General features: G+C 68.0%; 23 protein-coding genes. 13 read left to right on the forward strand and 10 right to left on the reverse strand.

Annotation, left to right across the window (positions count from 1 at the left end; translation table 11 throughout):
* The 3 genes from ACQE3C_RS14775 to ACQE3C_RS14785 all read right to left on the reverse strand — a co-directional run.
* Positions 1–1,206: IS110 family transposase (locus tag ACQE3C_RS14775; protein ID WP_434538698.1), on the reverse strand; the 1,206-nt coding region annotated here is incomplete at its 3' end.
* A 265-nt stretch (positions 1,207–1,471) separates the two neighbouring features.
* Positions 1,472–2,101, reverse strand: a complete 630-nt coding sequence (locus ACQE3C_RS14780; protein WP_434539897.1) for an aminodeoxychorismate/anthranilate synthase component II — start codon at positions 2,099–2,101, stop codon at positions 1,472–1,474.
* A 19-nt stretch (positions 2,102–2,120) separates the two neighbouring features.
* The gene (locus ACQE3C_RS14785) at positions 2,121–2,912 is read right to left on the reverse strand and encodes a DUF881 domain-containing protein (protein WP_434539898.1); all 792 of its coding nucleotides are present in this window, start codon (positions 2,910–2,912) and stop codon (positions 2,121–2,123) included.
* A gap of 98 nt (positions 2,913–3,010) precedes the next feature.
* On the opposite strand from ACQE3C_RS14785, the gene ACQE3C_RS14790 reads away from it, so the two are divergent.
* The gene (locus ACQE3C_RS14790) at positions 3,011–3,295 is read left to right on the forward strand and encodes a cell division protein CrgA (protein WP_434539899.1); all 285 of its coding nucleotides are present in this window, start codon (positions 3,011–3,013) and stop codon (positions 3,293–3,295) included.
* 21 nt (positions 3,296–3,316) lie between these two features.
* Here the strand turns inward: ACQE3C_RS14790 and lysS are convergent, their stop codons facing one another.
* Complete coding sequence (gene lysS / locus ACQE3C_RS14795; protein WP_434539916.1) at positions 3,317–4,786, reverse strand: lysine--tRNA ligase; 1,470 nt, start codon at positions 4,784–4,786, stop codon at positions 3,317–3,319.
* Between the two features lie 108 nt (positions 4,787–4,894).
* On the opposite strand from lysS, the gene ACQE3C_RS14800 reads away from it, so the two are divergent.
* Entirely contained in the window at positions 4,895–5,707 is an 813-nt protein-coding gene (locus ACQE3C_RS14800; protein ID WP_434539900.1) for a heavy metal-binding domain-containing protein, read from the forward strand.
* Positions 5,708–5,713: 6 nt separating this feature from the next.
* Here ACQE3C_RS14800 and ACQE3C_RS14805 read toward each other — a convergent pair whose 3' ends face one another.
* Positions 5,714–6,391 (reverse strand): HAD family hydrolase, encoded by a 678-nt coding sequence (locus tag ACQE3C_RS14805; protein ID WP_434539901.1) that lies wholly within the window; start codon positions 6,389–6,391, stop codon positions 5,714–5,716.
* A gap of 90 nt (positions 6,392–6,481) precedes the next feature.
* On the opposite strand from ACQE3C_RS14805, the gene ACQE3C_RS14810 reads away from it, so the two are divergent.
* From ACQE3C_RS14810 to ACQE3C_RS14825, 4 genes are read left to right on the forward strand one after another with little or no spacing between them, the layout of a single operon-like run.
* The gene (locus ACQE3C_RS14810; RefSeq protein WP_434539902.1) at positions 6,482–7,096 is read left to right on the forward strand and encodes a TetR/AcrR family transcriptional regulator; all 615 of its coding nucleotides are present in this window, start codon (positions 6,482–6,484) and stop codon (positions 7,094–7,096) included.
* Positions 7,093–8,832, forward strand: a complete 1,740-nt coding sequence (locus tag ACQE3C_RS14815) for an ABC transporter ATP-binding protein (RefSeq protein ID WP_434539903.1) — start codon at positions 7,093–7,095, stop codon at positions 8,830–8,832. The genes ACQE3C_RS14810 and ACQE3C_RS14815 overlap by 4 nt, the downstream gene beginning before the upstream one ends.
* Positions 8,829–10,847 (forward strand): ABC transporter ATP-binding protein, encoded by a 2,019-nt coding sequence (locus ACQE3C_RS14820; RefSeq protein ID WP_434539904.1) that lies wholly within the window; start codon positions 8,829–8,831, stop codon positions 10,845–10,847. Before ACQE3C_RS14815 ends, ACQE3C_RS14820 begins: the two co-directional genes overlap by 4 nt.
* A complete protein-coding gene (locus ACQE3C_RS14825; protein WP_434539905.1) occupies positions 10,844–11,371 on the forward strand; it encodes a flavin reductase family protein in 528 nt (175 codons plus the stop codon). The genes ACQE3C_RS14820 and ACQE3C_RS14825 overlap by 4 nt, the downstream gene beginning before the upstream one ends.
* A 6-nt stretch (positions 11,372–11,377) precedes the next feature.
* Here ACQE3C_RS14825 and ACQE3C_RS14830 read toward each other — a convergent pair whose 3' ends face one another.
* Positions 11,378–11,740 carry a BlaI/MecI/CopY family transcriptional regulator gene (locus ACQE3C_RS14830; protein ID WP_434539917.1) on the reverse strand — a complete coding sequence of 121 codons (363 nt, stop codon included), beginning with the start codon at positions 11,738–11,740 and terminating at the stop codon, positions 11,378–11,380.
* Between the two features lie 100 nt (positions 11,741–11,840).
* Between ACQE3C_RS14830 and ACQE3C_RS14835 the strand changes: the two genes are divergently transcribed.
* The 4 genes from ACQE3C_RS14835 to ACQE3C_RS14850 all read left to right on the forward strand — a co-directional run bounded on the left by ACQE3C_RS14835 (position 11,841) and on the right by ACQE3C_RS14850 (position 14,916).
* Positions 11,841–12,170, forward strand: a complete 330-nt coding sequence (locus tag ACQE3C_RS14835) for a thiamine-binding protein (RefSeq protein WP_434539906.1) — start codon at positions 11,841–11,843, stop codon at positions 12,168–12,170.
* Between the two features lie 77 nt (positions 12,171–12,247).
* On the forward strand, positions 12,248–13,252 hold the full coding sequence (locus ACQE3C_RS14840; RefSeq protein ID WP_434539907.1) for a hypothetical protein: 1,005 nt from the start codon (positions 12,248–12,250) through the stop codon (positions 13,250–13,252).
* Positions 13,253–13,483: 231 nt separating this feature from the next.
* A complete protein-coding gene (locus ACQE3C_RS14845; protein WP_434539908.1) occupies positions 13,484–13,783 on the forward strand; it encodes a hypothetical protein in 300 nt (99 codons plus the stop codon).
* 128 nt (positions 13,784–13,911) lie between these two features.
* Entirely contained in the window at positions 13,912–14,916 is a 1,005-nt protein-coding gene (locus ACQE3C_RS14850; RefSeq protein WP_434539909.1) for a hypothetical protein, read from the forward strand.
* 89 nt (positions 14,917–15,005) lie between these two features.
* Here ACQE3C_RS14850 and ACQE3C_RS14855 read toward each other — a convergent pair whose 3' ends face one another.
* The 4 genes from ACQE3C_RS14855 to ACQE3C_RS14870 form a co-directional block, all read right to left on the reverse strand.
* Complete coding sequence (locus ACQE3C_RS14855; RefSeq protein ID WP_434539910.1) at positions 15,006–16,241, reverse strand: septal ring lytic transglycosylase RlpA family protein; 1,236 nt, start codon at positions 16,239–16,241, stop codon at positions 15,006–15,008.
* A 280-nt stretch (positions 16,242–16,521) separates the two neighbouring features.
* Positions 16,522–18,759, reverse strand: a complete 2,238-nt coding sequence (locus ACQE3C_RS14860; protein WP_434539911.1) for a heavy metal translocating P-type ATPase — start codon at positions 18,757–18,759, stop codon at positions 16,522–16,524.
* A 27-nt stretch (positions 18,760–18,786) separates the two neighbouring features.
* Complete coding sequence (locus ACQE3C_RS14865; protein WP_434539912.1) at positions 18,787–18,999, reverse strand: heavy-metal-associated domain-containing protein; 213 nt, start codon at positions 18,997–18,999, stop codon at positions 18,787–18,789.
* Positions 19,000–19,033: 34 nt separating this feature from the next.
* Positions 19,034–19,360 (reverse strand): metal-sensitive transcriptional regulator, encoded by a 327-nt coding sequence (locus ACQE3C_RS14870; protein WP_434539913.1) that lies wholly within the window; start codon positions 19,358–19,360, stop codon positions 19,034–19,036.
* Positions 19,361–19,773: 413 nt separating this feature from the next.
* On the opposite strand from ACQE3C_RS14870, the gene ACQE3C_RS14875 reads away from it, so the two are divergent.
* The 3 genes from ACQE3C_RS14875 to ACQE3C_RS14885 all read left to right on the forward strand — a co-directional run.
* Positions 19,774–20,235 carry a nucleoside deaminase gene (locus ACQE3C_RS14875; RefSeq protein WP_434539914.1) on the forward strand — a complete coding sequence of 154 codons (462 nt, stop codon included), beginning with the start codon at positions 19,774–19,776 and terminating at the stop codon, positions 20,233–20,235.
* Positions 20,236–20,294: 59 nt separating this feature from the next.
* Positions 20,295–21,629 carry a replicative DNA helicase gene (gene dnaB / locus ACQE3C_RS14880; RefSeq protein WP_434539915.1) on the forward strand — a complete coding sequence of 445 codons (1,335 nt, stop codon included), beginning with the start codon at positions 20,295–20,297 and terminating at the stop codon, positions 21,627–21,629.
* A 268-nt stretch (positions 21,630–21,897) separates the two neighbouring features.
* Positions 21,898–23,103: IS110 family transposase (locus tag ACQE3C_RS14885; protein WP_434538698.1), on the forward strand; the 1,206-nt coding region annotated here is incomplete at its 3' end.

Genomic DNA, 23,103 nt, shown 5'->3' on the forward strand with positions numbered 1-23,103 from the left:
CGTCAGGAGGCTGTTGAGTCGGCCGTGTAGGTCGGGGTTGTAGGGCGTGTGGTCGTGCCAGCAGCGCCACAGGATCCTGGTCCAGTTTTGGGCCAGGATTCTTGCTGCGTGGGGGTGTCGGCAGCCGCGGGCTCGGGCGCGGTCGTAGGTGTCGCGTGCCCAGGCGTTCGCGCGGGGCGTGTCTTGGGCCCAGTCGACCAGTGCTGCCCGGAGTTGTTTGTTGCAGCCGCGTCGGTAGGCGACGTTGAGGTGCTTGCCGGACTGCCTGGTCGATGGTGCGACGCCGGCGGCTGCGGCGAGTGCTGGGGGGTCGGGGAACCTGGCCCGGCAGTCGCCGATCTCGGCCAGCAGGGTGGCTGCGCGGACGGTCCCGGCGCGGGGCAGGGACTGGAAGATCGGGCCGTCGGGGTGAGCCAGGAGTGCTTCCTTGATCCGGGCCTCGAGCCGGGCTTGTTCATCACGCAGGGTGGCGAGCAGATCAACGAGGGTCAGCACGATGACCTCGCTGGCTTCGGCTGCCGCGCCGCTGACGCGGCCGGTCGCAGCTTCGTGCAGGTGGTCGACCAGCCGGGTCGGGGTGTGGCGGCCGCAGTATGCGTTGGCCTTGAGCCAGTGCGCCATCCGCAGCTCGCTGAGCCAGGCTGCTTTGGCTTCGCTGGGGAATCGGCGCAGGAACGCCAGGCTGATGGGGATGTCGAGCTGGCTGAACAGGCCGATCGCGCCGGGGAAGTTGTGCTGCAGCACTGCGAGCAGTTGGTTGTGCACGGCGATCCGGTGATCGATCAGATCGTGGCGGGCGCGCACCAGCATCCGCAGCGCGATCGTCTGTTCGCTGTCTGGTTGCACGATCGCCCAGCGACCGGCGTCGGTGCGCAACGCGTCGGCCAGCACGAACGCGTCGAACCGGTCGTCCTTGTTCCCCGCGGAGCCGTAGCGGGCACGCAGTGACTTCACCTGCCGTGCACTGATCACGACGACTTCGAACCCGTCGCGGATCAGGTGCTCGACCACCGGTCCGTCGCCGCGCTCGATCCCGATCCGTTCCACGCCATGGCGACGCAGCAGGGTGGTGATCTTGGTCAACCCGGGCCGTGTGTGCGGCACGGTTGCTTCCTCGATGCGCTGTCCGTCGTCGTCGACGATGCACAGCGCGTGGTGCTGCCAGGACCAGTCGATCCCGGCGTAGGTGGGCGTAGCCTCAATCATGAGAGTGCTCCTTCCGTCAGCCCACGGATTCAGCACTCCGGTCCGGGACGTGACGGTCGGTCGCTCACTGAGGCGCTCCGGGACCTTGCCGGGTCCTTGGCGCATAGCCCTATGGCCGATCTGCGCGTCCCGGGCCACCGAGCCCTGCAACTCTCAGCCAGGTCGTCCCCGAAGGGCGACTCGCTCAGCCTGGCAGTGGCCCGATGGACCCGGGGTGCAGACAAGACGATTCGCCTCGTCCACCCCAATGGTCAACCAGTGAGCCTCAGGCCAGGTTGACCAGCGGTGACATGCCCCGGGCCCGCTCCGGCGCCCCGGGGTCACCGCATTCGGCGAGCCAGTTCGCCAGCATCTGGTAGCCGCCCTCGGTGAGCACCGACTCGGGGTGGAACTGCACCGATTCGAGCGCGTGCTCACGGTGGCGAATGCCCATGATCACGCCCGACTCGGTGCGGGCGGTGACCTCGAGGCTGTCCGGCAGCGTCTCCGGGGCGATCGCCAGGGAGTGGTAACGGGTGGCCGTCAGCGGCGAGGCGAGCCCCGCGAAGACCCCTCGTCCGCCGTGGACGATGGCCGAGGTCTTGCCGTGCAACAGTTCGGGGGCGCGGTCGACCACCGCGCCGTGGGCGACCGCCATCGCCTGCAGGCCCAGGCACACCCCCAGGATGGGCAGCGTGCCGGTGTGGGAGCGGATCACGTCGACGCAGACGCCGGCGTCCTCGGGGGTGCCGGGGCCGGGCGAGACCAGCAGGCCGTCGAAGCCCTGGTGGAAATGGGGGTCGGCGAAGCGTTCGTCGTCGTTGCGCCAGACCTCGACCTCGGCCCCCAACTGGGCCAGGTAGTGCACCAGGTTGTAGACGAAGGAGTCGTAGTTGTCGATGACGAGGATCTTCACCCCGTCATTCTTGCACTCCTCAGGAAGGTGGCTTCGCGTACTTCAGCCCCGCCTGGCCGGTGAAGCCCGGCATGCTCACCTCGGCCACCCGTTCCTGGTGCCAACCCAACCGGTAGACCTCGGCGTACTGCTGGTAGATCCGCACGTCCTCGCTGGCGGCCAGCGCGGCCAGCAACCGGTCCGGGTCACCGATGGCGGTGATCTCGTAGGGCGGGGCGTAGGGCACCCCGTGCAGCACCACCGAGTTGCCCACGCACTTGATGCCGGTGGTCGAGATGACCCGCTGGCCCTGCACGGTCATGGCTTCGGCGCCGGCGGCCCAGAACAGGTTCACCACCATCTGGATGTCCTGCTGGTGGACGATGAGCAGGTCATCGGCCACATCGGGCGGCTTGACCGACAACGGGGCGTCATCCAGGACGACCCGCACCGCGGGCCCCTTCACCGGGGTGGCCCCGGCCTGGGCGGCGACCTTCTCAAGCTCGGCGGTCAGCTCCGGGTCGTTGGACGAGATCTTGGACAACTCGTCCAGTTCCGCCCGCTGGGCAGCCATCCGGTCGGTGAGTTCCTTGTTCTCCAACGCGCGGGCCTTGACCAGTTCGGTCAGGTCACTGTTGCGCCCGCTGCGGGGGTTGTTGCCCTGCACCGACAGGGCACCGATGGTGGCCATCAGCGCGGCCAGGGTGAACACCACCAGGCTCGCCAGCCGACCCAGCCCGGTGCGGACCCCGATGCCCTCGTCGCCACGGCGCCGCAGCCTGGCCCAGCGGGCACGCAGCCCTCGGGTGGGCTCTGGCGCTGGGCTGGGCATGGGTCTCCAGACTGGTCCGGGGCTACGGGGTTCGGTGGGGTGGTGCGGTGTCGACTAGGCTACCTGCAGTATTCCGCGGGAAAAGGGGAGCACACGGCATGGCCGAGTCCAAGGTGTCGAAGAGCGCAGCAACCAAGAAGAAGACCAAGAAGGTCGTCGCAGAGGCTGAGAAGCGCCGCGAACGCAAGCGCCTTGCCCCGACCTCGCGTCGTTGGGTGCCGCCGGTCTTCATCGCCGTCGGCCTGATCGGTGGCCTGTGGCTGGTGACCTACTACATCGCCGGCAACCAGATCCCGTTCATGAGTGACCTGGGTGACTGGAATGTGCTCATCGGCATGGGTCTGATGGCCGCCGCCTTCGCGATATCGACCCTCTGGAAGTAGCCCCCGGCAAGTACCCCGGCCTCAGTGGGCTGAGGGGCGCAGCAGCGGGAACAGGATCGTCTCGCGGATGCCGACACCGGTGAACAGCATGATCAGCCGGTCGATGCCCAGCCCCAGGCCACCCATCGGCGGGGCGCCGAACTCGAGTGCTGCCAGGAAGTCCTCGTCCAGCTGCATGGCCTCGGGGTCACCGGCGGCCGCCTGCAGCGACTGGGCGGTGAGCACCTCCCGCTGGACGATGGGGTCGATCAGTTCGGTGAACCCGGTGCCCCGTTCGACACCGCCGATGATCAGGTCCCAGGCCTCCACCATCCGCGGGTCGTCGCGGTGCTGGCGGGCCAGCGGCTGGGCCACGGCCGGGTAGTCGCACACGAAGGTCGGCTGCTGCAGGGTCGGCTCGACGATCTCGCCGAACAGTTCCATCACCAGCTTGCCGTCGTTCCAGGCGGGGTTGATGTCGATCTCGTGCTTCTCGGCCAACGCCTCGAGGGTGGCCCGGTCGGTGTCCAGGGTGATCTCCTCGCCCACCGCGGCCGACAGCCCGGGGTAGACGCCCAGCCACTCCCACTCACCGCCCAGGTCGATCGTCCCGTGCTGGTTCTCGACCTGGAAGCAGTCGAGGTCGCGGGCCACGCCCTGGATGATGTCCTGGGCCACCTTGGCGATGGTGGTCTGGTTGCCCCAGCTCTGGTAGGCCTCGAGCATGGTGAACTCCGCCGAGTGGGTGGAGTCGATGCCCTCGTTGCGGAAGATCCGGCCCAGCTCGTAGACCCGGTCGGCGCCGCCGACCATGGCCCGCTTGAGGTAGAGCTCGAGCGCGATCCGCAGGGTCATGTCAAGGTCGAAGGCATTCAGGTGGGTGTTGAACGGGCGGGCCGCGGCCCCACCGTGCACCAGCTGCAGCGTGGGGGTCTCGACCTCCATGAAGCCCTGGCCCTCCAGGGTGTCCCGGATGCTGCGGGTGATCCGGGCGCGGGTGCGCACCATCTCGCGGGCCTCCGGGCGCACGACCAGGTCGGCATAGCGCTGCCGCACCCGCGCCTCTTCGGACAGGTCCTTGTGCATGACCGGCATCGGACGCAGCGCCTTTGAGGCCATCCGCCACTCGGCGGCCATCACCGACAGTTCGCCGCGGCGCGAGCTGATCACCCGGCCACGCACCCAGACGAAGTCACCCAGGTCGACATCGGTCTTCCATTCGGCCAACCGGTCCTCGCCGACCTCGGCCAGCGAGAGCATCACCTGCAGGCGCTCACCGTTGTCGTCGGGGGTGAAACCGTCCTGCAGGGTGGCGAAGGCGAGCTTGCCGGTGTTGCGGATGAAGACCACGCGGCCACCGATGCTGACCTCGTCCTGGGTCTCCTCACCTGCCTGCAGGTGGCCCCAGCCGGCGCGGACCTCGGCGAGGGCGTGGCTGCGTTCCAGGTCGAAGGCGTAGGCCTCGGTGCCGTGGTCCAGCAGGCGCTGGCGCTTCTCGCGCCGCACCTGCATCTGCTCGGAAACCTCCGCCTGGGAGACGTCGTCAACAGGGCTGGGCTGGGCATTCGACGCGACCTGGTTATCACTCACCCGGCAAGCCTACCGACTATCGTTGTCGACATGAGCAACCCTCCCTACGGCCAGAACCCGTACGGCCAGAACCCCTACGGCCAGCCCTCGTCCCAGCCCTCGGCAGGGTGGGGCCAGCAGCCCGGCGGTCCCGGCAACCAGCCGCAGCAGCAGGCGCCCTGGGGCCAGCCCGCTCCCTGGGGACAGCCCGGCCCGCAGCAGCCGGGTCAGCACCAGCCCGGCCCCCAGCAGCCCGGCCCTCCCCCGCAGCAGGGCTGGGGCGGTGGCCAGCTGCCGCCGCAGCAGGGCCAGCCGTGGGGCGGGCCGCAGGGCCAGCCGTCGGCCCAGCCGCAGCGTCCGGTGCCACCCACCCCGGTGCCCGAACCCGAACCCCGCACCACCGCGCTGGTCGAGCGGGACATCGTCGTGTCCACCGTCGAGACGGTGCCCGGGCGGGAGGTGACCGACATCCTCGGTGAGGTGGTCGGGGTCGTCACTCGTCCCCGCGACATGCGCGCGCACGCCGACCTGGCCGTGATCCTGACCGAGACCCGGCAGGCCGCGGTGACCGCGATGGTCGAGATGGCCACGAAGGCCGGTGCTGACGCGGTCATCGGGCTGCGTTTCGACGGTGGCAAGATCAGCGACGGCGCCTCGGAGGTGACCGCCTACGGCACCGCCGTCAAGCTGAGTGGTTCACCGCAGCGCGCGAGCGCCGATGAGGACGAGTCCGCCGCTGCCCCCAGCGAGGACGACGCCCCGGCCGGCGAGACCTCGGACGAGCAGCCCAGTGGTGAGTCGGGCGAGCAGCCCACCGGTGAGCAGTCGGACGACCAGCAGCCCAACCCGTTCGTCAACTTCTGAGGACGCTCAGGCCGGCTCGACCTGGACCCCGCCCTCGACCTGGACGAAGCGCACCCCGGACAGGTTGTCGACCACGGCATCAGCCTCGGCGGCAACCTTCTCCCGGGGTGTCGTGGTGACCACGGCCAGGGTGGCGCAGCCGGCACGCCGGGCCCCGATGAGCCCGGCGGTCGCGTCCTCGACGACCAGGCACCGCTTCGGGTCGAGGCCCAGCCGGTCGGCGGCCAGCAGGAACGGGTCGGGGTGCGGCTTGCCGCGCTCGACGTCGTCGATGGTGACCGTGGTGTCCGGACGAGGGATGCCGCTCGCCACGATCCGGGCGTCCATCAGGTCACGGTGGCAGGACGTGGCGATCGCCCGCTGGGACTCCTGCAGTGATTCCAGGGCAGCGACGGCCCCCGGCAGCGGTTCGACGTCGGCGACATCGGCCAGCTCGAGGTCATCGATGTAGCGCTTGGCCTCGTCGCGCTGGGCCTCGGGGATCAGCTCGGCGATAATCGCCCCGGACGGCACCCCGTGGTACTCGTTGAACTGCTCCTCGGTGATGCCGTAGTGGATGGCCCAGGTCACCCAACTGCGCGTCACGGCCGGCAGCGAGTTGACCAGGGTGCCGTCCATGTCGAAGATGATCGCGTCGAAGGTGCGCCCCACCAGGGGGCCGAGGTCCGTGTCGGTCGCTGTCACAGCCCCCACCCTAGGCGTTCACCCCGGGGCCGATTTCGACCGGTCCACCGACTTGAATGAGTGAGGACTCACTCACTACAGTGGACGGACGTGACACCACCCCGCGCCCCGGCGCTGCCACCCACCCAACGCCGCGCCGAGATCATCCGGGCCGCCTGCCCGCTGGTGCTCGACGACCCGACCGGGTTCACCACCCGACAGGTGGCCGAGGCCGCCGGCGTCGCCGAGGGCACCCTGTTCCGCTACTTCGAGACCAAGGCCGACCTGCTCTCGGCGGTCCTCGACCGGCTGCTCGACCCCGAGCCCGCCGGTGAGGTGCTGGCCACACTCGGCGCCGACGACCTGGAATCGACCACCCTTGCCCTGTTCGAGGAACTGCGCCGTGGCGTCGAGGAGGTCTCGGGGCTGATGGTCGCGGTGAAGAACCTGCAGCAGTACGCCGCCTCGACCGAACAGGACCACGAGGAGCACCGGCGTCGCCATGCCGAGCGCATGCAGTACATCGACACCGCCATCGCCCGGGCACTGGCCCCGTTCGAGGAGCAATTGCGCCTGCCGCTGCCGACCGTGGCCTTCCACCTGCGCAGCCTGGCCTTCAGCGCCACCCACCCCATGCTGGCGCCCGCCGCCGGGGTCAACAATTCGGAAGAACTTGTCAGAGTCTTCCTCTACGGTGTGACCGCCACCCCCAGGGAGTCACTGTGAACCTCATCCGTGTGGTCAACCACCACATCAAACCCTTCGCCGGCCTGATCGCCGCAGTCATCGTGCTGCAGGTGATCGCCACCGCCGCCTCACTGGCCCTGCCCACCCTGAACGCCCGCATCATCGACCAGGGCGTGCTGGAACAGGACACCGCACTGGTGTGGCGCAACGGCATCATCATGCTGGCGGTCTCGGCCGTGCAGGCCGTCTCCCAGATCGGGGCGGCCTGGCTCGGTGCCCGGACCGCCATGGGCCTGGGCGCCGAGATCCGTACCAGCATCTTCAGCCGGGTACTGTCGTTCAGCACCCGCGAGGTGAACAAGTTCGGCGCCCCCTCGCTGATCACCCGCAACACCAATGACGTCCAGCAGGTGCAGATGCTGGTGCTGATGTCGCTGATCATGATGGTCAGCGCGCCGATCATGATGGTCGGCGGCGTCATCATGGCCCTGCGCGAGGATGTCGAGTTGTCCGCGGTGATCCTGGTCGCGGTGATCGTCCTGGGGCTCATCCTCGGGGTGCTGATCACCCGGGCCATCCCCCTGTTCACCTCGATGCAGGTCAAGATCGACAGCCTGAACCGGGTCGTGCGCGAACAGATCACCGGCATCCGGGTGGTGCGAGCCTTCGCCCGGGAGCCCCACGAGGGCAAGCGGTTCAACCAGGCCAATGAGGAACTGACCTGGGTCGGCATCCGGGTGGGCCGGCTGATGGCCCTGCTGTTCCCGGTAATGATGCTGGTGATGAACGTCTCGCAGGTCGCGGTGATGTGGTTCGCCCGCACCCGCATCGACAGCGGCGAACTGCAGGTCGGCCAATTGACCGCCTTCCTGGTCTACCTGGCGCAGATCCTGATGAGCGTGATGATGGCCACCATGATGGTCTTCATGGCCCCCCGCGCCATGGTTTCGGCCGAGCGCATCATGGAGGTCCTGAAGACCGATTCCAGCGTGGTGCCGCCGGTCAACGGCCGCACCGAAGTGACGGCGCCGGGTCACGTCCGCTTCGAGGATGTCGAGTTCACCTACCCCGGGGCCGAGACACCGGTGCTGCAGGACATCAACTTCAGCCTGGCGCCGGGGCGGATGACCGCGATCATCGGGTCGACCGGCTCGGGCAAGAGCACCCTGGTCAACCTGATCCCACGCCTGTTCGACGCGACCGGCGGACGAGTCGAGGTGGGCGGCCTCGACGTCCGCGAGCTGGATCCCGACACGCTGTGGGCCTCGATCGGACTGGTCCCCCAGCGGGCCTACCTGTTCAGCGGCACCATCGCCTCGAACCTTCGCCACGGTGCCCCCGAGGCCACCGAGGACGAAATGTGGGAGGCACTGAAGGTGGCCCAGGCCGAGGACTTCGTCCGGGCGATGCCCGACCAGTTGGAGGCCCCGATCAGCCAGGGCGGCACCAACGTCTCCGGCGGCCAGCGCCAGCGGCTCTCCATTGCCCGGGCGCTGATCAAGAAGCCGGTGCTGTACGTCTTTGACGACTCCTTCTCGGCGCTCGACGTGGCGACCGACGCCCGACTGCGGGAGGCACTGCGCCCGGTCACCCGCCAGGCGGCGGTGTTGATCGTGGCGCAACGGGTGGCGACCATCCGCCACGCCGACCAGATCATCGTCCTCGACGACGGACGCATCGTCGGGCAGGGCACCCACGCCGAGTTGCTGGACACCTGCCCCACCTACGTCGAGATCGTCGATTCCCAGCTGAGCATCGAGGAGGCCGCGGCATGAGCAGCAGCACCGAGCCCACCACCGCGGCCCCGGCCAAAGCCAACGCCCGCAGCGAACACGAGGAAATCGCCCGCAAGTCCGGCGCGGGGCGCGGCCCGATGGGCGGCATGGCCCCGGCGCAAAAGGCCGTGAACTTCGGCCCCTCCCTCAAGCGGCTGCTGGCCCGGTTGCGCGGTGAACGGGCCCTGATGGGCATCGTCGTCGGCGTCGCCGTGCTGAGCGTGCTGTTCAACGTCATCGGCCCCAAGATCCTGGGCCGGGCGACCGACCTGATCGTGGCCGGCATTGTCGGCAAGCAACTGCCCGGCGGCATCTCCAAGGAAGCGCTGATCGAACAGCTGCGGCTCGAGGGCCGCGGCGACTTCGCCGACCTGCTCAGCACAATGCCGGTGGTGCCCGGCCAGGGCATCGACTCCAGCGCGCTGGGGCAGGTGCTGCTGCTGGCACTGGGGCTGTACGTCCTGTCGGCCCTGCTGATGTTCCTGCAGGGTTGGGTGCTCAACGGCATCGTCCAGCGCACCGTCTACGGCCTGCGCAAGGACCTGTCAAAGAAGCTCGACCGGTTGCCGCTGAGCTACTACGACAAGCAGCCGCACGGCGAACTGCTCAGCCGGATGACCAATGACATCGACAACGTCTCCCAGACCTTGCAGCAGACCATGCAACAGATGCTGAACGCGGTGCTCACCCTGGTCGGGGTGCTGGTCATGATGTTCTGGGTCTCGCCGCTGCTGGCGGTGGTCACCCTGCTGATCGTGCCGATCTCGGGCATCGCCGCGGCCATCATCGGTAAGAAGGCCCAGGTGCAGTTCGTCGGCATGTGGGCCTCGACCGGTGAGTTGAACCAGACCATCGAAGAGAGCTTCACCGGCCACTCGCTGGTCAAGGTCTTCGGTCGCCAGCGGGAGGTCGAGCAGGTCTTCGCCGAACGCAACGAACGGCTGCGCCAGTCGTCATTCCTGGGCCAGTTCCTGAGCGGGATGATGATGCCGGTGATGTTCTTCATCGGCAACCTGAACTACGTGATCGTCGCCGTGGTCGGTGCGCTGCGGATGTCACAGGGCCAGATGGCGCTGGGTGACGTGCAGGCGTTCATCCAGTACTCGCGGATGTTCACCCAGCCGATCACCCAGGTCGCCTCGATGGCGAACCTGCTGCAGTCGGGCGTGGCCTCGGCCGAGCGGGTCTTCGAGGTGCTGGACGCCGAGGAGCTGGTGGCCGACAACGGCCAGCCGCTGCCGGTCACCCGGGGGCTGGTGCGTTTCGAGAACGTCTCGTTCAGCTACTCCCCCGACAAGCCGCTGATCGAGGGCCTGAACCTGGTCGCGAACCCCGGCCAGACCGTCGCCATCGTCGGCCCCACCGGCGCCGGCAAGACGACCCTGGTCAACCTGCTGATGCGCTTCTACGAACTGGACGGCGGCCGGATCACCCTCGACGGGGTCGACATCGCCGAGGTGGGCCGCGCCGACCTGCGCCGCAAGCTGGGCATGGTGCTGCAGGATGCCTGGCTGTTCGAGGGGTCGATCCGCGACAACATCATGTACGGCAACCTCGAGGCGAGTGAGGAAGACATGTTGGAGGCCGCCCGGGCCACCTACGTCGACCGCTTCGTCCATTCGCTGCCCGACGGGTACGACACGGTGATCGCCGACGAGGGCTCGAACATCTCGGCCGGTGAGCGCCAGTTGATCACGATCGCGCGGGCATTCCTGTCGAACCCGGCGATCCTGATCCTCGACGAGGCGACCAGCTCGGTCGACACCCGCACCGAGGTGCTCGTGCAGCATGCGATGAACCGGCTGCGCCAGGGCCGCACCAGTTTCGTGATCGCGCACCGGCTGTCGACCATCCGTGATGCCGACCTGATCCTGGTGATGGAGCACGGTGCCATCGTCGAACAGGGCAGCCACAGCGAACTGCTGACCGCCCAGGGCCACTACTTCGACCTGTACGAGTCGCAGTTCAAGGCTGCGGTGGACCTCGACGAGCAGACGGTGGGGGCAGCCTCATGACGATCCACACCGACCACCCCTTCCTCGATGCCGAACGGGTCCTGGGGCGCCAGTTCCGGGGCCGGCTCGGCAACCGGGTGAGCCTGTGGACGACCGGTGAGCTGTCCGGTGGGGCAACTTCGGCGGCGGGCCTGACGGTCAGCTCCCTGCTGGTGATCCCCGGGGAGCCGTGGCGGGTGGTCGGTTTCATCGATCCCGACTCCGGTTTCGCCGATGCGGTGGCCGCCACCGGCACCGCGGTGGTGAGCCTGTTGGAATGGCACCACCGTGGGCTGGCCGACATGTTCGGCGGCGTCGCACCGGCACCGGGTGGCGCCTTCACCCATGCCGAGTTCGAGCAGACAGACCACGGGCCCCGGCTCGTCGATGCCCCCACCTGGGCTGGTGTCACGGTGGAGTCGGTCGTCGATGTGGGCTGGACGCGGCAACTGACCTGCGTGGCCGACGAGTTCTCCATCGGTCCCGACGAGTCCCCGTTGCACCACACCCGGGGTCGTTACCGCAGCCTCACTCCCCCCGGCTGAACCGGGTCAGGAGGTGGGCTGGTGCAGCGAGCGGAGCACTCGTCCGAGGTGTTCGTGCTGGGCGTGCGGCAACCCCTCGACGAACTGCGCCAGCACCAGGTTCGCCTCGTCGCCGGCCTCGTCGAGCAGTTCGCTCATGGCCTCGACGACCATGGTCGAGTGGGTGGCTGACGGGCTGTAGATCCAGGCCCGACCCTCCTGGGTGCGGGTGACCCGGCCCTTCTTGGCGAGCCGGTCGAGCACGGTCATGACGGTGGTGTAGGCCAGTTTGCGCTGCTCGGCGAGTTGTTCGTAGACCGCGCGCACCGACATGGGCTCGTTGGACGACCACAGCACCTGCATGATCGCCGCCTCGAGTTCCCCCAACATTGCCACGACGTCAGTCTAGCGACGCACCCCATTCAATACGACACTGGGTAGTAATAAGTGATGGGCGCCCGCGTGTCGTCCTGCGTGAGAGCATGGGCCCATGCTTGTCGCCTTTTCTGTTGCCCCCGCCATCAACAATCCCGACGGTTCTGTGCACGACGCCGTCGCACGCGCCGTCCAGATCGTGCGTGACTCGGGCCTGCCGAACCGCACCGACGCCATGTTCACCACCATCGAGGGTGACTGGGACCAGTGCATGGACGTGGTGCGCCGCTGCAGCGAGGCAATGCTCGAGTTCGGCCCGCGGGTGTCACTGGTCTTGAAGGCCGACATTCGTCCCAGCCACACCGGGGAACTGGACGGCAAGCTGGAGCGTCTGGAAGAGGCATTGGCCAATGCCGCTGACCGGGCGAGCGACATCAATCCGTGACACGAATGTGTTCGGCCTGAACCCGGCAACGGCTAGGATCTTCACAGCTCTGCTTGATCGTTTCGAGGAGTAACCCCATGTCTAACCCGCCCCAGAACCCCAATCAGCCCGGTGGTTACGGCCAGCAGCCGGGAGGCTATGGTCAGCAACCGCAAGGTGGCTATGACCAGTCCGGCGCCTATGGCCAGCAGGCCGGCGGGTACAGCCAGGCATCACCCGGTGGCTACGGCCAGCAGCCCCAGGGCGGTGGCTACGATCAGCAGCCTCCCGCCGGTGGTGGCTACGGCCAGCAGCCTCCCGCCGGTGGTGGCTACGGCCAGCAGCCCCCCGCTGGTGGCGGTTACGGCCAGCAGCCCCCCGCCGGTGGCGGTTACCCGCCCGCAGGTGGCGGCTACGGTGGCCAGCAGCCGCCGCAGAAGAAGAACAACACCCCGATCATCGCGGCCATCGTCGCGGTGGCCGTGCTGGTGGCCGGCGTCGGCATCTGGGCACTGACCCGCGACGGCGACGACACCTCGGGCACCCCGATCACCACCACCTCGACGCCGGAGACCGACACCTCGACCGAGCCGGGACCGACCGACACCGAGACTGAGACTGAGACCTCGACCGAGCCGACGACCACCGAGCCGGAGACGACCACGGCCGCGACCACCTCGGCGCTGCTGAACTTCCAGGTCGGCGAGTGCCTCAGCCTGACCCAGACCTCGGCCGGCGCCTGGGACATGGAGAAGGCTGACTGCTCCGACACCAGCGGCACCTCGCTGTACGTCGCCAAGATCAACACCGACGGCGCGGCCTGCGACCCGGCCTACTCGAACTTCCGCACCAACCGGACCGGCACCACCGTCCGCTACTGCCTGATCGAGGAACTGGAGCAGGACGCCTGCTACACCAAGTCGACCACCGCGACCTTCGGGTACGCCAAGATCGACTGCGCTGCCTCGACCCTGGCCGATGACATCAAGCTGGTGCTGCGTTCCGACACCGCGGCTGACAAGTCGCTGTGTGGCGCCGGTACCCGCGTCCGTGTCTTCCCGGAGGCGACCCGCACCTACTGCACGGCGCCGGCGAAGAGTTGACGCTCGTCCGCTGAGCATCGGTGATGCCCACCCCCCTGCGGGGTGGGCATCGTCGTTTCCGGTGACCCCGCCCACGCCTGGGATCCGAGGTGATGGCAAGGACGAGAGAGCAAGACATGACCCCTGGACGCATGAACCGGCCCGCCCGCAGGGTGGGAGCTGTCGTGATCGCGGCCGCCATGGCGTTCGGCCTCGCGGCTGACGCCACCGCAGACCGTGGGCGAGTACTCCATGCTGATCCCTGACAGCGACTCGAGGGTCGCGATCAGCTACACCCACCCCAGCAGCCCGACACGGCTGGTCCTGGTCAGCATCCTGGACGGGTCGGCCGCGGTGTTGCGGGCGGAGCTGAGCGAACCCCGGGTCATCGGCAACCTGGTCTGTGGCACGGCCCTGGAGTCGCCACTGGGTTCGGTGAGCGCCTGCTTCGTCGACCTGTCCGACGGCTACGTGGAGTTCTATGCCGCTGCGGAGGACCCGGACGCCCTCGCCGCCCTGGCGCAGCAGTGGTTGGACGCGGCCTCGGCCTGACCCGGCCGACGGCGTGGGCAACGTCGTTGTCACGGTGCTCGCCGACTCTGTTCGGGTGATCCCCGCGCGGAGTAGATTTTCCTCACAGCGTCGCCATCCGGCGTCGCGGGAGGATTCAGGAGTGGGGCATGACAAATCCACCGAACCAGGGGCCCAACCCGTGGGGCAACCCGTCCAGCCAGCCGAGCGGTCAGCCCTACCACCAGCCGAGCGGGGACCCCTATGGGGCCCCTGCACAGCAGTACGGCCAGCAGCCCGGTGCGCAACAGTACGGCCAGCAGCCCGGTGCGCAACAGTATGGCCAGCAGCCCTACGGCCAGCCGCCAGGCGCGCAGCAGTACGGACAGCAGCCCGGTGCGCCACAGTACGGGCAGCAGCCCTATGGCCAGCCGCCGACCCAGCCCGGTCAGGGCGGGGGGCAGCCGCCCTACGGTGGCCAGCCACCGGCCGGTGGGCCGGAGCAGCCCAAGAAGAACAACCTGCCGCTGCTGATCGGGGTGGGCGTCGTCGTCCTCGCCCTGGTCATCGGCCTGATCTGGGCCTTCACCCGCGGCGGCGACGAGGTGTCGGCCACCCCGACCACCGCGACGTCCACCGAACCGGGGACGACCGAGCAGGAGACCACGGAGCAGGAGACCACCGAAGAGGAGACCACCGAGCAGGAGACCACCGAGCAGGAAACCACCGAGCAGGAAACCACCGAGCAGGAGACCACCGAGCAGGAAACCACCGAACAGCAGACCACGCAGAACACCGGCTCTGCCCCGGCCGACCCGGGGGCGTACAAGTCGGTGGCCATCAGCTCGCTGACCCTGCCGCGAGCCTTCGGTGACTACTCACTGCTCGACCCGGAATCGACGTCGACGATCCTGATCTTCTACACCCACAACAGCAACCCCGGGAAGCTCGTGAGCGCCACCGTGCTGCCGCTGGGTGTGGACGGCAGTTCGTCGCGTGCTCGCCTGGTCAACCCGCAGGTGGTCGGCAATGCCGTCTGCGGCACCAGTTCCTCGGGTGGGTCCAGCTCGTGCGTCGTCGACTTCTCCGACGGCTACATGCAGATGAGCGCCGCAGAAGACCTGAATGCCACCAGCGCGCTGCTGCAGCAGTGGCTGGACATCGCCACTGCCTGAGCCATCCGCTGGAACAACAGGCGCGGGCCCACACCAATCCGGAGTGGGCCCGCGCCTGTTGCTCGGGGGATTGGGGGATTCGGGTCAGGTCAGACCTGCACGTAGGTGACCTGGGCGATGCCGGCGTTCTCAGGGGCGATCTTGAGGAAGGCACCCTTCGACAGGTCGAGGCAGCGACCGGCGATGTAGGGGCCACGGTCGTTGATGGTGACGATGACGCTCTTGCCGTTGGCCTTGTTGGTGACCTTGAGCTTGGTGCCGAAGGGCAGCGTCTTGTGGGCAGCGGTCATCGCCCACGGGTCGAACATGCCACCGGAGGCCACCGGCTGGGGGTCCCAGTAGTTCGAGGCCTCACAGCTGCCCGAGTAGCCGCCGGTCTTGGCCGGCACGTTGGTGTTCTCGGACGAGGAGGTGCTGGTGCTCGTGCTGGTGTTGGTGTTGGTGGTCGTCTTCGGCGCAGTGGTCGTGGCCGGCGCTTCCTTGATGCCCACGTGGACGACCTGGGACACGGGCTGCTTGACGACCTTCTCACCGGTCTTGTGGTGGTTCGAGACGAGCTTGCCGTCGAGGTAGACCTGCGTGATGAAGGTCTGCTTCTGGCCCTTCTCACCCTTGGTGACGACCTTCTTCTCACCCTTCAGCAGGGTGGCGTCCTCCACCTCTTTGGTGTCGAAGGCGATGTCGCTGGTCACGATGATCGGACGGTAGTGCACGTCCTGGTAGGTGATCTTCTGGTCGGCGACCACGGCGCTGGTCGGGTCGGCGCTCACCTTGTCGAGGTCGTCGAGGGTGATGCCAGCGGCCTTCAGGGCGTCCCCGACGGTGGCATTGCCGGGCACCTCGACGGTCTTCACGCCGTCCTTGGTGGTGATGCTCACCGTCTTGGGGGTGATCACCTCGACCTGCAGGCCCTCGCGCTTCAGCGCGGTCGAGCGGCTGGTCGAGACCAGGTTCTTGGAGTCATCCAGGTCGAGCTGCGCCAGCGCCTCGTCGAGGGTGAGCGCGGTCGTCCACTGGGTGATGGTCTTGCCGTCGACGTTCAGGGTCAGCGGCTTGGCGACCTTGATGGTGACGGCCGACCCGTCGGACAGCGGGGTGTCGACCTCGGGCTGGATCACGTCGTGCTCAGCCAGGGTGATGCCCTGCTGGTCGAGCAGTTCGGCCACTGTCTTGGCGCGGGTGTCAACGGTCTGGGTTGACCCATCGGTCGTGATGGTCACCGTGTCCTTGTCCAGGGCGATCGCACCGGCGGCTCCACCACCGACGACCCCCAGGGCCAGCACACTCGACAGCGCAATGATCGCGCCCTTGGAAAACTTCTTCACGTTCGCGGAAACCTCTCAACATGACCACCGCCTGGGTGACGGCAGCGGTCCGGATACAGCCGACCCGAGGATCGACAGTAAGGAGATTACGCTCATGTTGAGAGATCCCCAAATCTAAACTGAGAAATCTTCAGAAACAGCGGACGCGCAGGTTCCTGCCCAGAAACCTCGCTGGCAGCGATGGATCCGAGGCGAAACCTGTGCATCCGCGGGGGTGCAGGAGCAGGGGACGAGGGAAGCGGGCGGCGGCGCAGACCAGTGACCTCCCCTGCGGTAGAGGTCAGCGGCGCCGGCGGAAACCCCGCAGGCGCAGGCTGTTGCCCACCACGAAGACTGAGCTGAAGGCCATCGCGGCGGCGGCCAGCATCGGGTTCAGGAAGCCCAGGGCGGCCACCGGGATCGCGACCACGTTGTAGAAGAACGCCCAGAACAGGTTCGTCTTGATGGTGCGCAGGGTGGCCCGGGACAGGCGGACCGCATCGGCGGCCAACAGCAGGTCGGGCTGCATCAGGGTGATGTCGCTGGCAGCGATGGCCGCGTCGGTGCCGCTGCCCATGGCCATGCCGAGGTCGGCCTGGGTGAGCGCGGCCGCGTCGTTGACCCCATCCCCGACCATGGCGACGCGTCGTCCCTGCGCCTGCAGTTCGCGCACCACGTCGAGCTTGTGGCTGGGCAGCACTTCGGCATGGACGCGGTCGATGCCGACCTCGGCGGCCATGCTGCGGGCCGCGTGTTCGTTGTCGCCGGTCAGCATGACCGGTTCCAGCCCGAGCTCGCGCAGTTCTGCCACGGCCTTGGCGCTGGTGGGCTTGATCGTGTCCTGGACGGCGATCAGCCCGAGCACCTGGTGCTGGTCGGCGACCAGCACTTGGGTGGCGCCGGCGGTGGCAGCCCGGGACGAGGCGACCGCCAGGTCGGCGGGCAGGTCCAGGCCCTGCTCGGTCATCAGGGCCCGGTTGCCGACGAAGTAGGTGGTCTGCTCGATGACGCCGCGGATGCCGAAGCCGGGCAGGTTCTCGAAGTCGGTGACCTCGCCGGACGGGGTGCCCGCCTCGGCGATGGCTCGGGCGATCGGGTGCTCGGAGTTGGACTCCAGGGCTGCCGCGATGCCCAGCACCCGGGCAGTGGTGGCCCCGGGGGCGTGGCTGATCTCACCGACGGCCATCTGGCCGGTGGTCAGGGTGCCGGTCTTGTCGAGCACCACGGTGTCGATGGAGTGGGCCTGCTCGAGCACCTCGGGGCCACGGATGACGATGCCCAGTTCGGCGCCACGACCGGTACCGGCCAGCAGCGCGGTGGGGGTGGCCAGTCCCAGCGCACAGGGGCAGGCGATGATCAGCACGGCGACCGCGGCGGTCACCGCGAACGAGGCGGACGACCCGGCCACCAGCCACGCGACCAGGGTGACCAGGGCGATGACCAGCACGATCGGGACGAAGATGCCCGAGATCTTGTCGGCCAAGCGCTGCACGTTGGCCTTGCCGGTCTGCGCCTGCTCGACCAGTCGGGCGATGTGGCTCAGCTGGGTGTCGTTGCCGATGGCCGTGGCACGCACGGCCAGTCGTCCGGAGGTGTTGATGGTGGCACCCACGACGTTGTCCTCGGGGCCGACCTCGACGGGCACCGACTCACCGGTGATCATCGCGGCGTCGATGGCCGAGTTGCCGCTGACCACCACTCCGTCGGTGGCGACCTTCTCGCCGGGCTTGACGATGAAGACGTCGCCCACGCCGAGCTCGGCGATCGGGATGCGTTCCTCACGCGGGCCGTCCGGGGTGTCGCGGACGACCGTCGCCTCCTTGGCGCCCATGTTCAGCAGCGCCTGCAGCGCGGCCCCGGCCTCGCGGCGGGAGCGGGCCTCGATGTAGCGGCCCAGCAGGATGAAGGTGATGATCGCCGTGGCGGCCTCGAAGTACACATTGGCGCCCGACATCGAGCGGTCCAGCCGCAGGCTGAACTCGTGGGTGAAGCCGAGGTGGCCGGCGTGGGTGAACGCGAGGGCATAGATCGACCAGCCCATGGCGGCCGTGGTGCCCATGGTGATCAGGGTGTCCATCGTGGTGGCGCCGTGACGCAGGTTCACCAGGGTGGACTTGTGGAACCCCCAGCCGCACCACAGCCAGACCGGCAGTGAGAGCACCAGCATCACGTACTGCCAGCCGGTGAACTGCAGCGCCGGGATCATCGAGACCAGCATCACCGGGACAGTGAGCACGACGGCCACGATCAGCCGGGTGCGCAACTGGGCCGCCCGGTCGATGGGCTCGGCCTCCGGCTCGGGCACGCTCGCCCCGTACCCGGTCTTCTCGACCACGGCGATCAGGTCGTCGACCGAGATCGTGCCGGGCGCCAGCACATGGGCACGTTCGGTGGCGTAGTTGACGCTGGCCTGGACACCGTCGACCTTGTTGAGCTTCTTCTCGACACGAGCCGCGCACGAGGCGCAGGTCATGCCCGAGATGTCGAGCTCAATGGATTCCCGGGTGTCGGTGGCTGGTTCGGGGCGAGCGATGCTCATCGGAGTCCTTCAGGGGGATGGGATGGTTCAGGCAGGCTGCACGACGTAGTTGTCGCCGGCCTCGGCGACGGCGGCCTTGATGGCCTCGAAGTCAACGGCAGCATTCGAGGTGACGGTCATGCTGCCGCCCTCCAGCTGGACGTCGACCTGGTCGACCCCCTCGAGGGCCGAGACCTCTTCGGTGACGGCGTTGACGCAGTGGCCGCAGGTCATGCCGGTGACGGTGTAGTTGCTGATCATGATTGCTCCTTGGGGTTTCGTGGGTGCTGGGCGGTCAGGACTTGACCAGGCGGGTGATGGCGGCCATGGCCTCGGACAACTTGGCATCGGCTTCCGGGCCGCCCTGTCGAGCAGCTTCGAGGACGCAGTGGCCGAGGTGGTCCTCGACCAACCCCAGGGCCACTGCTTCGAGTGCACTCGTCATGGCAGTGACCTGGGTCAGGATGTCGATGCAGTACTTCTCCTCCTCGACCATCCGCTGCAGGCCGCGGGCCTGCCCCTCGATACGCCGCAGCCGCTTGAGGTAGTCATCCTTGGCGCTGATGTAGCCGTAGTGGTGGCCGTGCTCATCGGGTGCGTGGGTGTTGGTTGACTCGGTCACTCCAGGAAATCTACCCCCACCCGGTATGGGTTCCCAAGCCCACCCCCGGGTGTTCCTAGATCAAGTGCCGCCCGGGGCCCACCTGACGGGCCACTTGTGGACAACCAACGACCCCAGGGACGATGTTGACCATGGTCCTGCGACCCTGTGGGAATCCTGAGCCTTGGACTGTCAACAGCCGGGACGCCCGCTGGACGACCGCCTGCGGGTGCAATGCCTAGTCAACTGGACATTCTCGGGCAAGATGAATTCTTTGTCCCCAGAGATCACAGCGTTGTCCACAGTTCTTGGCCGGTGCGCACCGTCATCGTCCACAACACCTCCCAATACCTGTGGAAAACCCACCCGGGACGACCTGCTTGCGGGACACTGCAACAACAACTAGCGTCAGCCGGTCCAACGAAGGAGTCAGGATGCACCTGCAGGCAGCCATCAATGCCGCCACGCGCAGCGTCGCCTCGGGCGGTGGGCCGTTCGGCGCCGTCGTACTGGCCCCCGACGGGCAAACCTTCACCGGCACCAACCAGGTGACCCGGAACTGCGACCCCACTGCCCATGCCGAGGTCGTCGCCATCCGTGAGGCCTGCCGGGTTCTGGGCCGCTTCGAACTGTCGGGCTGCGTCCTGTATGCCTCGTGCGAACCGTGCCCGATGTGCCTGGCCGCCTGCCAGTGGGCCAGGCTCGAGCGGGTCGAGTACGCCGCGACTGCCGAGGATGCGGCCGAGGCCGGCTTCGACGACCGCCTCATCGCGCAGGGAATCCGCGGGGAGGTGGCCCTGGCCACCCCGGTCACCCGGGTCGAGCTGCCCGATGCCGAGGACCGTCTGGCCCCGTTCCGGGCATGGGCCGCCCACGGCACCCGGACCGACTACTGAGCCATGGCTGCCGAGCGTAAAGTGGCCGCCGGACAGGTCCACAGCGGAAGGGGGGCGTCGTGAGCGACGGATTCGACCAGGGTGTGGACCGCACTCCCCCGCAGGACCTCGCTGCCGAACAGAGCGTGCTCGGCGCGATGCTGATGAGCAAGGACGCCATCGCCAACGTCGTCGAGGTGCTCAAGGGGCGCGACTTCTATCGTCCGGCCCATGAACTGATCTACGACGCCATCCTGGACCTCTACGGCCGCGGCGAGCCGGCCGACCCGATCACCGTCGCCGACGAACTCGGCAAGCGTGGCGAGATCCAGCGGGTGGGCGGCCACGTCTACCTGGCCGACCTGCTCGCGAGCATCAGCATTGCCGCGAACGCCGGCTACTACGCCGAGATCGTGCGCGACAAGGCCGTGCTGCGCCGTCTGGTGGAGGCTTCGATCAAGGTCGCCCAGCTCGGTTACCAGGCCCAGGGCGATGTGGCCGACATCGTGGACGCCGCCCAGCAGGCGGTCTACGAGGTCGCCGACGGCAAGTCGAGCGAGGACTACCAGCCGCTCAAGGACCTGATCGAGCCGACCATTGACGAGATCGAGGCGATCGAGGGCCGCAAGGGCGTGATGTCCGGCGTGCCGACCGGCTTCGCCGACCTCGACGACCTCACCAACGGCCTGCACGGCGGGCAGATGATCATCATCGCCGCCCGCCCCGCGGTCGGGAAGTCGACCCTCGCGCTGGACTTCGCCCGGGCGGCGGCGATCAAGCACAAGTTGACCACCGTCTTCTTCAGCCTCGAGATGAGCCGCACCGAGATCGTGATGCGCCTGCTGAGCGCCGAGGCGCAGGTCTTCCTCGGCTCGATCCGCGGCGGCAAGATGAACGACGAGGACTGGCGTCGCGTGGTCGCCAAGACCCCGCTGATCTCGGAGGCGCCGCTGTTCATCGACGACTCACCGAACCTGACCATGATGGAGATCCGGGCGAAGGCCCGGCGCCTCAAGCAGCGCCACGACCTCAAGATGGTTGTCATCGACTACATGCAGCTGATGAGCTCGGGCAAGAAGGTCGAGAGCCGCCAGCTGGAGGTCTCGGAGTTCAGTCGCCAGATCAAGCTGCTGGCCAAGGAACTGGACGTGCCGGTGATCGCGCTGAGCCAGCTCAACCGTGGCCCCGAGCAGCGCGGCGACAAGAAGCCGATGCTGTCTGACCTGCGTGAGTCAGGTTCGTTGGAACAGGACGCCGACATGGTCATCCTGCTGCACCGCGAAGACGTCTACGACGCCGAGAACCGCCCCGGCGAGGCCGACCTGGTCGTCGCGAAGCACCGCAACGGCCCGACGGGGACGATCACGACCGCCTTCCAGGGGCACTACTCCCGGTTCGTCGACATGCAGGGCTGAGCCCGCTCACTGGTTGACCATTGGGGTGGACGAGGCGAATCGTCTTGTCTGCACCCCGGGTCCATCGGGCCACTGCCAGGCTGAGCGAGTCGCCCTTCGGGGACGACCTGGCTGAGAGTTGCAGGGCTCGGTGGCCCGGGACGCGCAGATCGGCCATAGGGCTATGCGCCAAGGACCCGGCAAGGTCCCGGAGCGCCTCAGTGAGCGACCGACCGTCACGTCCCGGACCGGAGTGCTGAATCCGTGGGCTGACGGAAGGAGCACTCTCATGATTGAGGCTACGCCCACCTACGCCGGGATCGACTGGTCCTGGCAGCACCACGCGCTGTGCATCGTCGACGACGACGGACAGCGCATCGAGGAAGCAACCGTGCCGCACACACGGCCCGGGTTGACCAAGATCACCACCCTGCTGCGTCGCCATGGCGTGGAACGGATCGGGATCGAGCGCGGCGACGGACCGGTGGTCGAGCACCTGATCCGCGACGGGTTCGAAGTCGTCGTGATCAGTGCACGGCAGGTGAAGTCACTGCGTGCCCGCTACGGCTCCGCGGGGAACAAGGACGACCGGTTCGACGCGTTCGTGCTGGCCGACGCGTTGCGCACCGACGCCGGTCGCTGGGCGATCGTGCAACCAGACAGCGAACAGACGATCGCGCTGCGGATGCTGGTGCGCGCCCGCCACGATCTGATCGATCACCGGATCGCCGTGCACAACCAACTGCTCGCAGTGCTGCAGCACAACTTCCCCGGCGCGATCGGCCTGTTCAGCCAGCTCGACATCCCCATCAGCCTGGCGTTCCTGCGCCGATTCCCCAGCGAAGCCAAAGCAGCCTGGCTCAGCGAGCTGCGGATGGCGCACTGGCTCAAGGCCAACGCATACTGCGGCCGCCACACCCCGACCCGGCTGGTCGACCACCTGCACGAAGCTGCGACCGGCCGCGTCAGCGGCGCGGCAGCCGAAGCCAGCGAGGTCATCGTGCTGACCCTCGTTGATCTGCTCGCCACCCTGCGTGATGAACAAGCCCGGCTCGAGGCCCGGATCAAGGAAGCACTCCTGGCTCACCCCGACGGCCCGATCTTCCAGTCCCTGCCCCGCGCCGGGACCGTCCGCGCAGCCACCCTGCTGGCCGAGATCGGCGACTGCCGGGCCAGGTTCCCCGACCCCCCAGCACTCGCCGCAGCCGCCGGCGTCGCACCATCGACCAGGCAGTCCGGCAAGCACCTCAACGTCGCCTACCGACGCGGCTGCAACAAACAACTCCGGGCAGCACTGGTCGACTGGGCCCAAGACACGCCCCGCGCGAACGCCTGGGCACGCGACACCTACGACCGCGCCCGAGCCCGCGGCTGCCGACACCCCCACGCAGCAAGAATCCTGGCCCAAAACTGGACCAGGATCCTGTGGCGCTGCTGGCACGACCACACGCCCTACAACCCCGACCTACACGGCCGACTCAACAGCCTCCTGACG

Origin of the sequence: Aestuariimicrobium sp. Y1814, assembly GCF_050113895.1 — a bacterium.
GTDB lineage: Bacteria > Actinomycetota > Actinomycetes > Propionibacteriales > Propionibacteriaceae > Aestuariimicrobium.

Excerpts from the sequence above, each read along its gene's own strand:
- ACQE3C_RS14825 (WP_434539905.1), top strand. The coding sequence starts at position 10,844 with ATGACGATCCACACCGACCACCCCTTCCTCGATGCCGAACGGGTCCTG.
- lysS (WP_434539916.1), bottom strand. The coding sequence starts at position 4,786 with ATGCAGGTGCGGCGCGAGAAGCGCCAGCGCCTGCTGGACCACGGCACC.
- ACQE3C_RS14785 (WP_434539898.1), bottom strand. The coding sequence starts at position 2,912 with ATGCCCAGCCCAGCGCCAGAGCCCACCCGAGGGCTGCGTGCCCGCTGG.
- ACQE3C_RS14860 (WP_434539911.1), bottom strand. The coding sequence starts at position 18,759 with ATGAGCATCGCTCGCCCCGAACCAGCCACCGACACCCGGGAATCCATT.
- ACQE3C_RS14830 (WP_434539917.1), bottom strand. The coding sequence starts at position 11,740 with ATGTTGGGGGAACTCGAGGCGGCGATCATGCAGGTGCTGTGGTCGTCC.
- ACQE3C_RS14790 (WP_434539899.1), top strand. The coding sequence starts at position 3,011 with ATGGCCGAGTCCAAGGTGTCGAAGAGCGCAGCAACCAAGAAGAAGACC.
- ACQE3C_RS14850 (WP_434539909.1), top strand. The coding sequence starts at position 13,912 with ATGACAAATCCACCGAACCAGGGGCCCAACCCGTGGGGCAACCCGTCC.
- ACQE3C_RS14800 (WP_434539900.1), top strand. The coding sequence starts at position 4,895 with ATGAGCAACCCTCCCTACGGCCAGAACCCGTACGGCCAGAACCCCTAC.
- ACQE3C_RS14840 (WP_434539907.1), top strand. The coding sequence starts at position 12,248 with ATGTCTAACCCGCCCCAGAACCCCAATCAGCCCGGTGGTTACGGCCAG.
- ACQE3C_RS14865 (WP_434539912.1), bottom strand. The coding sequence starts at position 18,999 with ATGATCAGCAACTACACCGTCACCGGCATGACCTGCGGCCACTGCGTC.
- ACQE3C_RS14845 (WP_434539908.1), top strand. The coding sequence starts at position 13,484 with ATGCTGATCCCTGACAGCGACTCGAGGGTCGCGATCAGCTACACCCAC.
- ACQE3C_RS14875 (WP_434539914.1), top strand. The coding sequence starts at position 19,774 with ATGCACCTGCAGGCAGCCATCAATGCCGCCACGCGCAGCGTCGCCTCG.
- ACQE3C_RS14820 (WP_434539904.1), top strand. The coding sequence starts at position 8,829 with ATGAGCAGCAGCACCGAGCCCACCACCGCGGCCCCGGCCAAAGCCAAC.
- ACQE3C_RS14835 (WP_434539906.1), top strand. The coding sequence starts at position 11,841 with ATGCTTGTCGCCTTTTCTGTTGCCCCCGCCATCAACAATCCCGACGGT.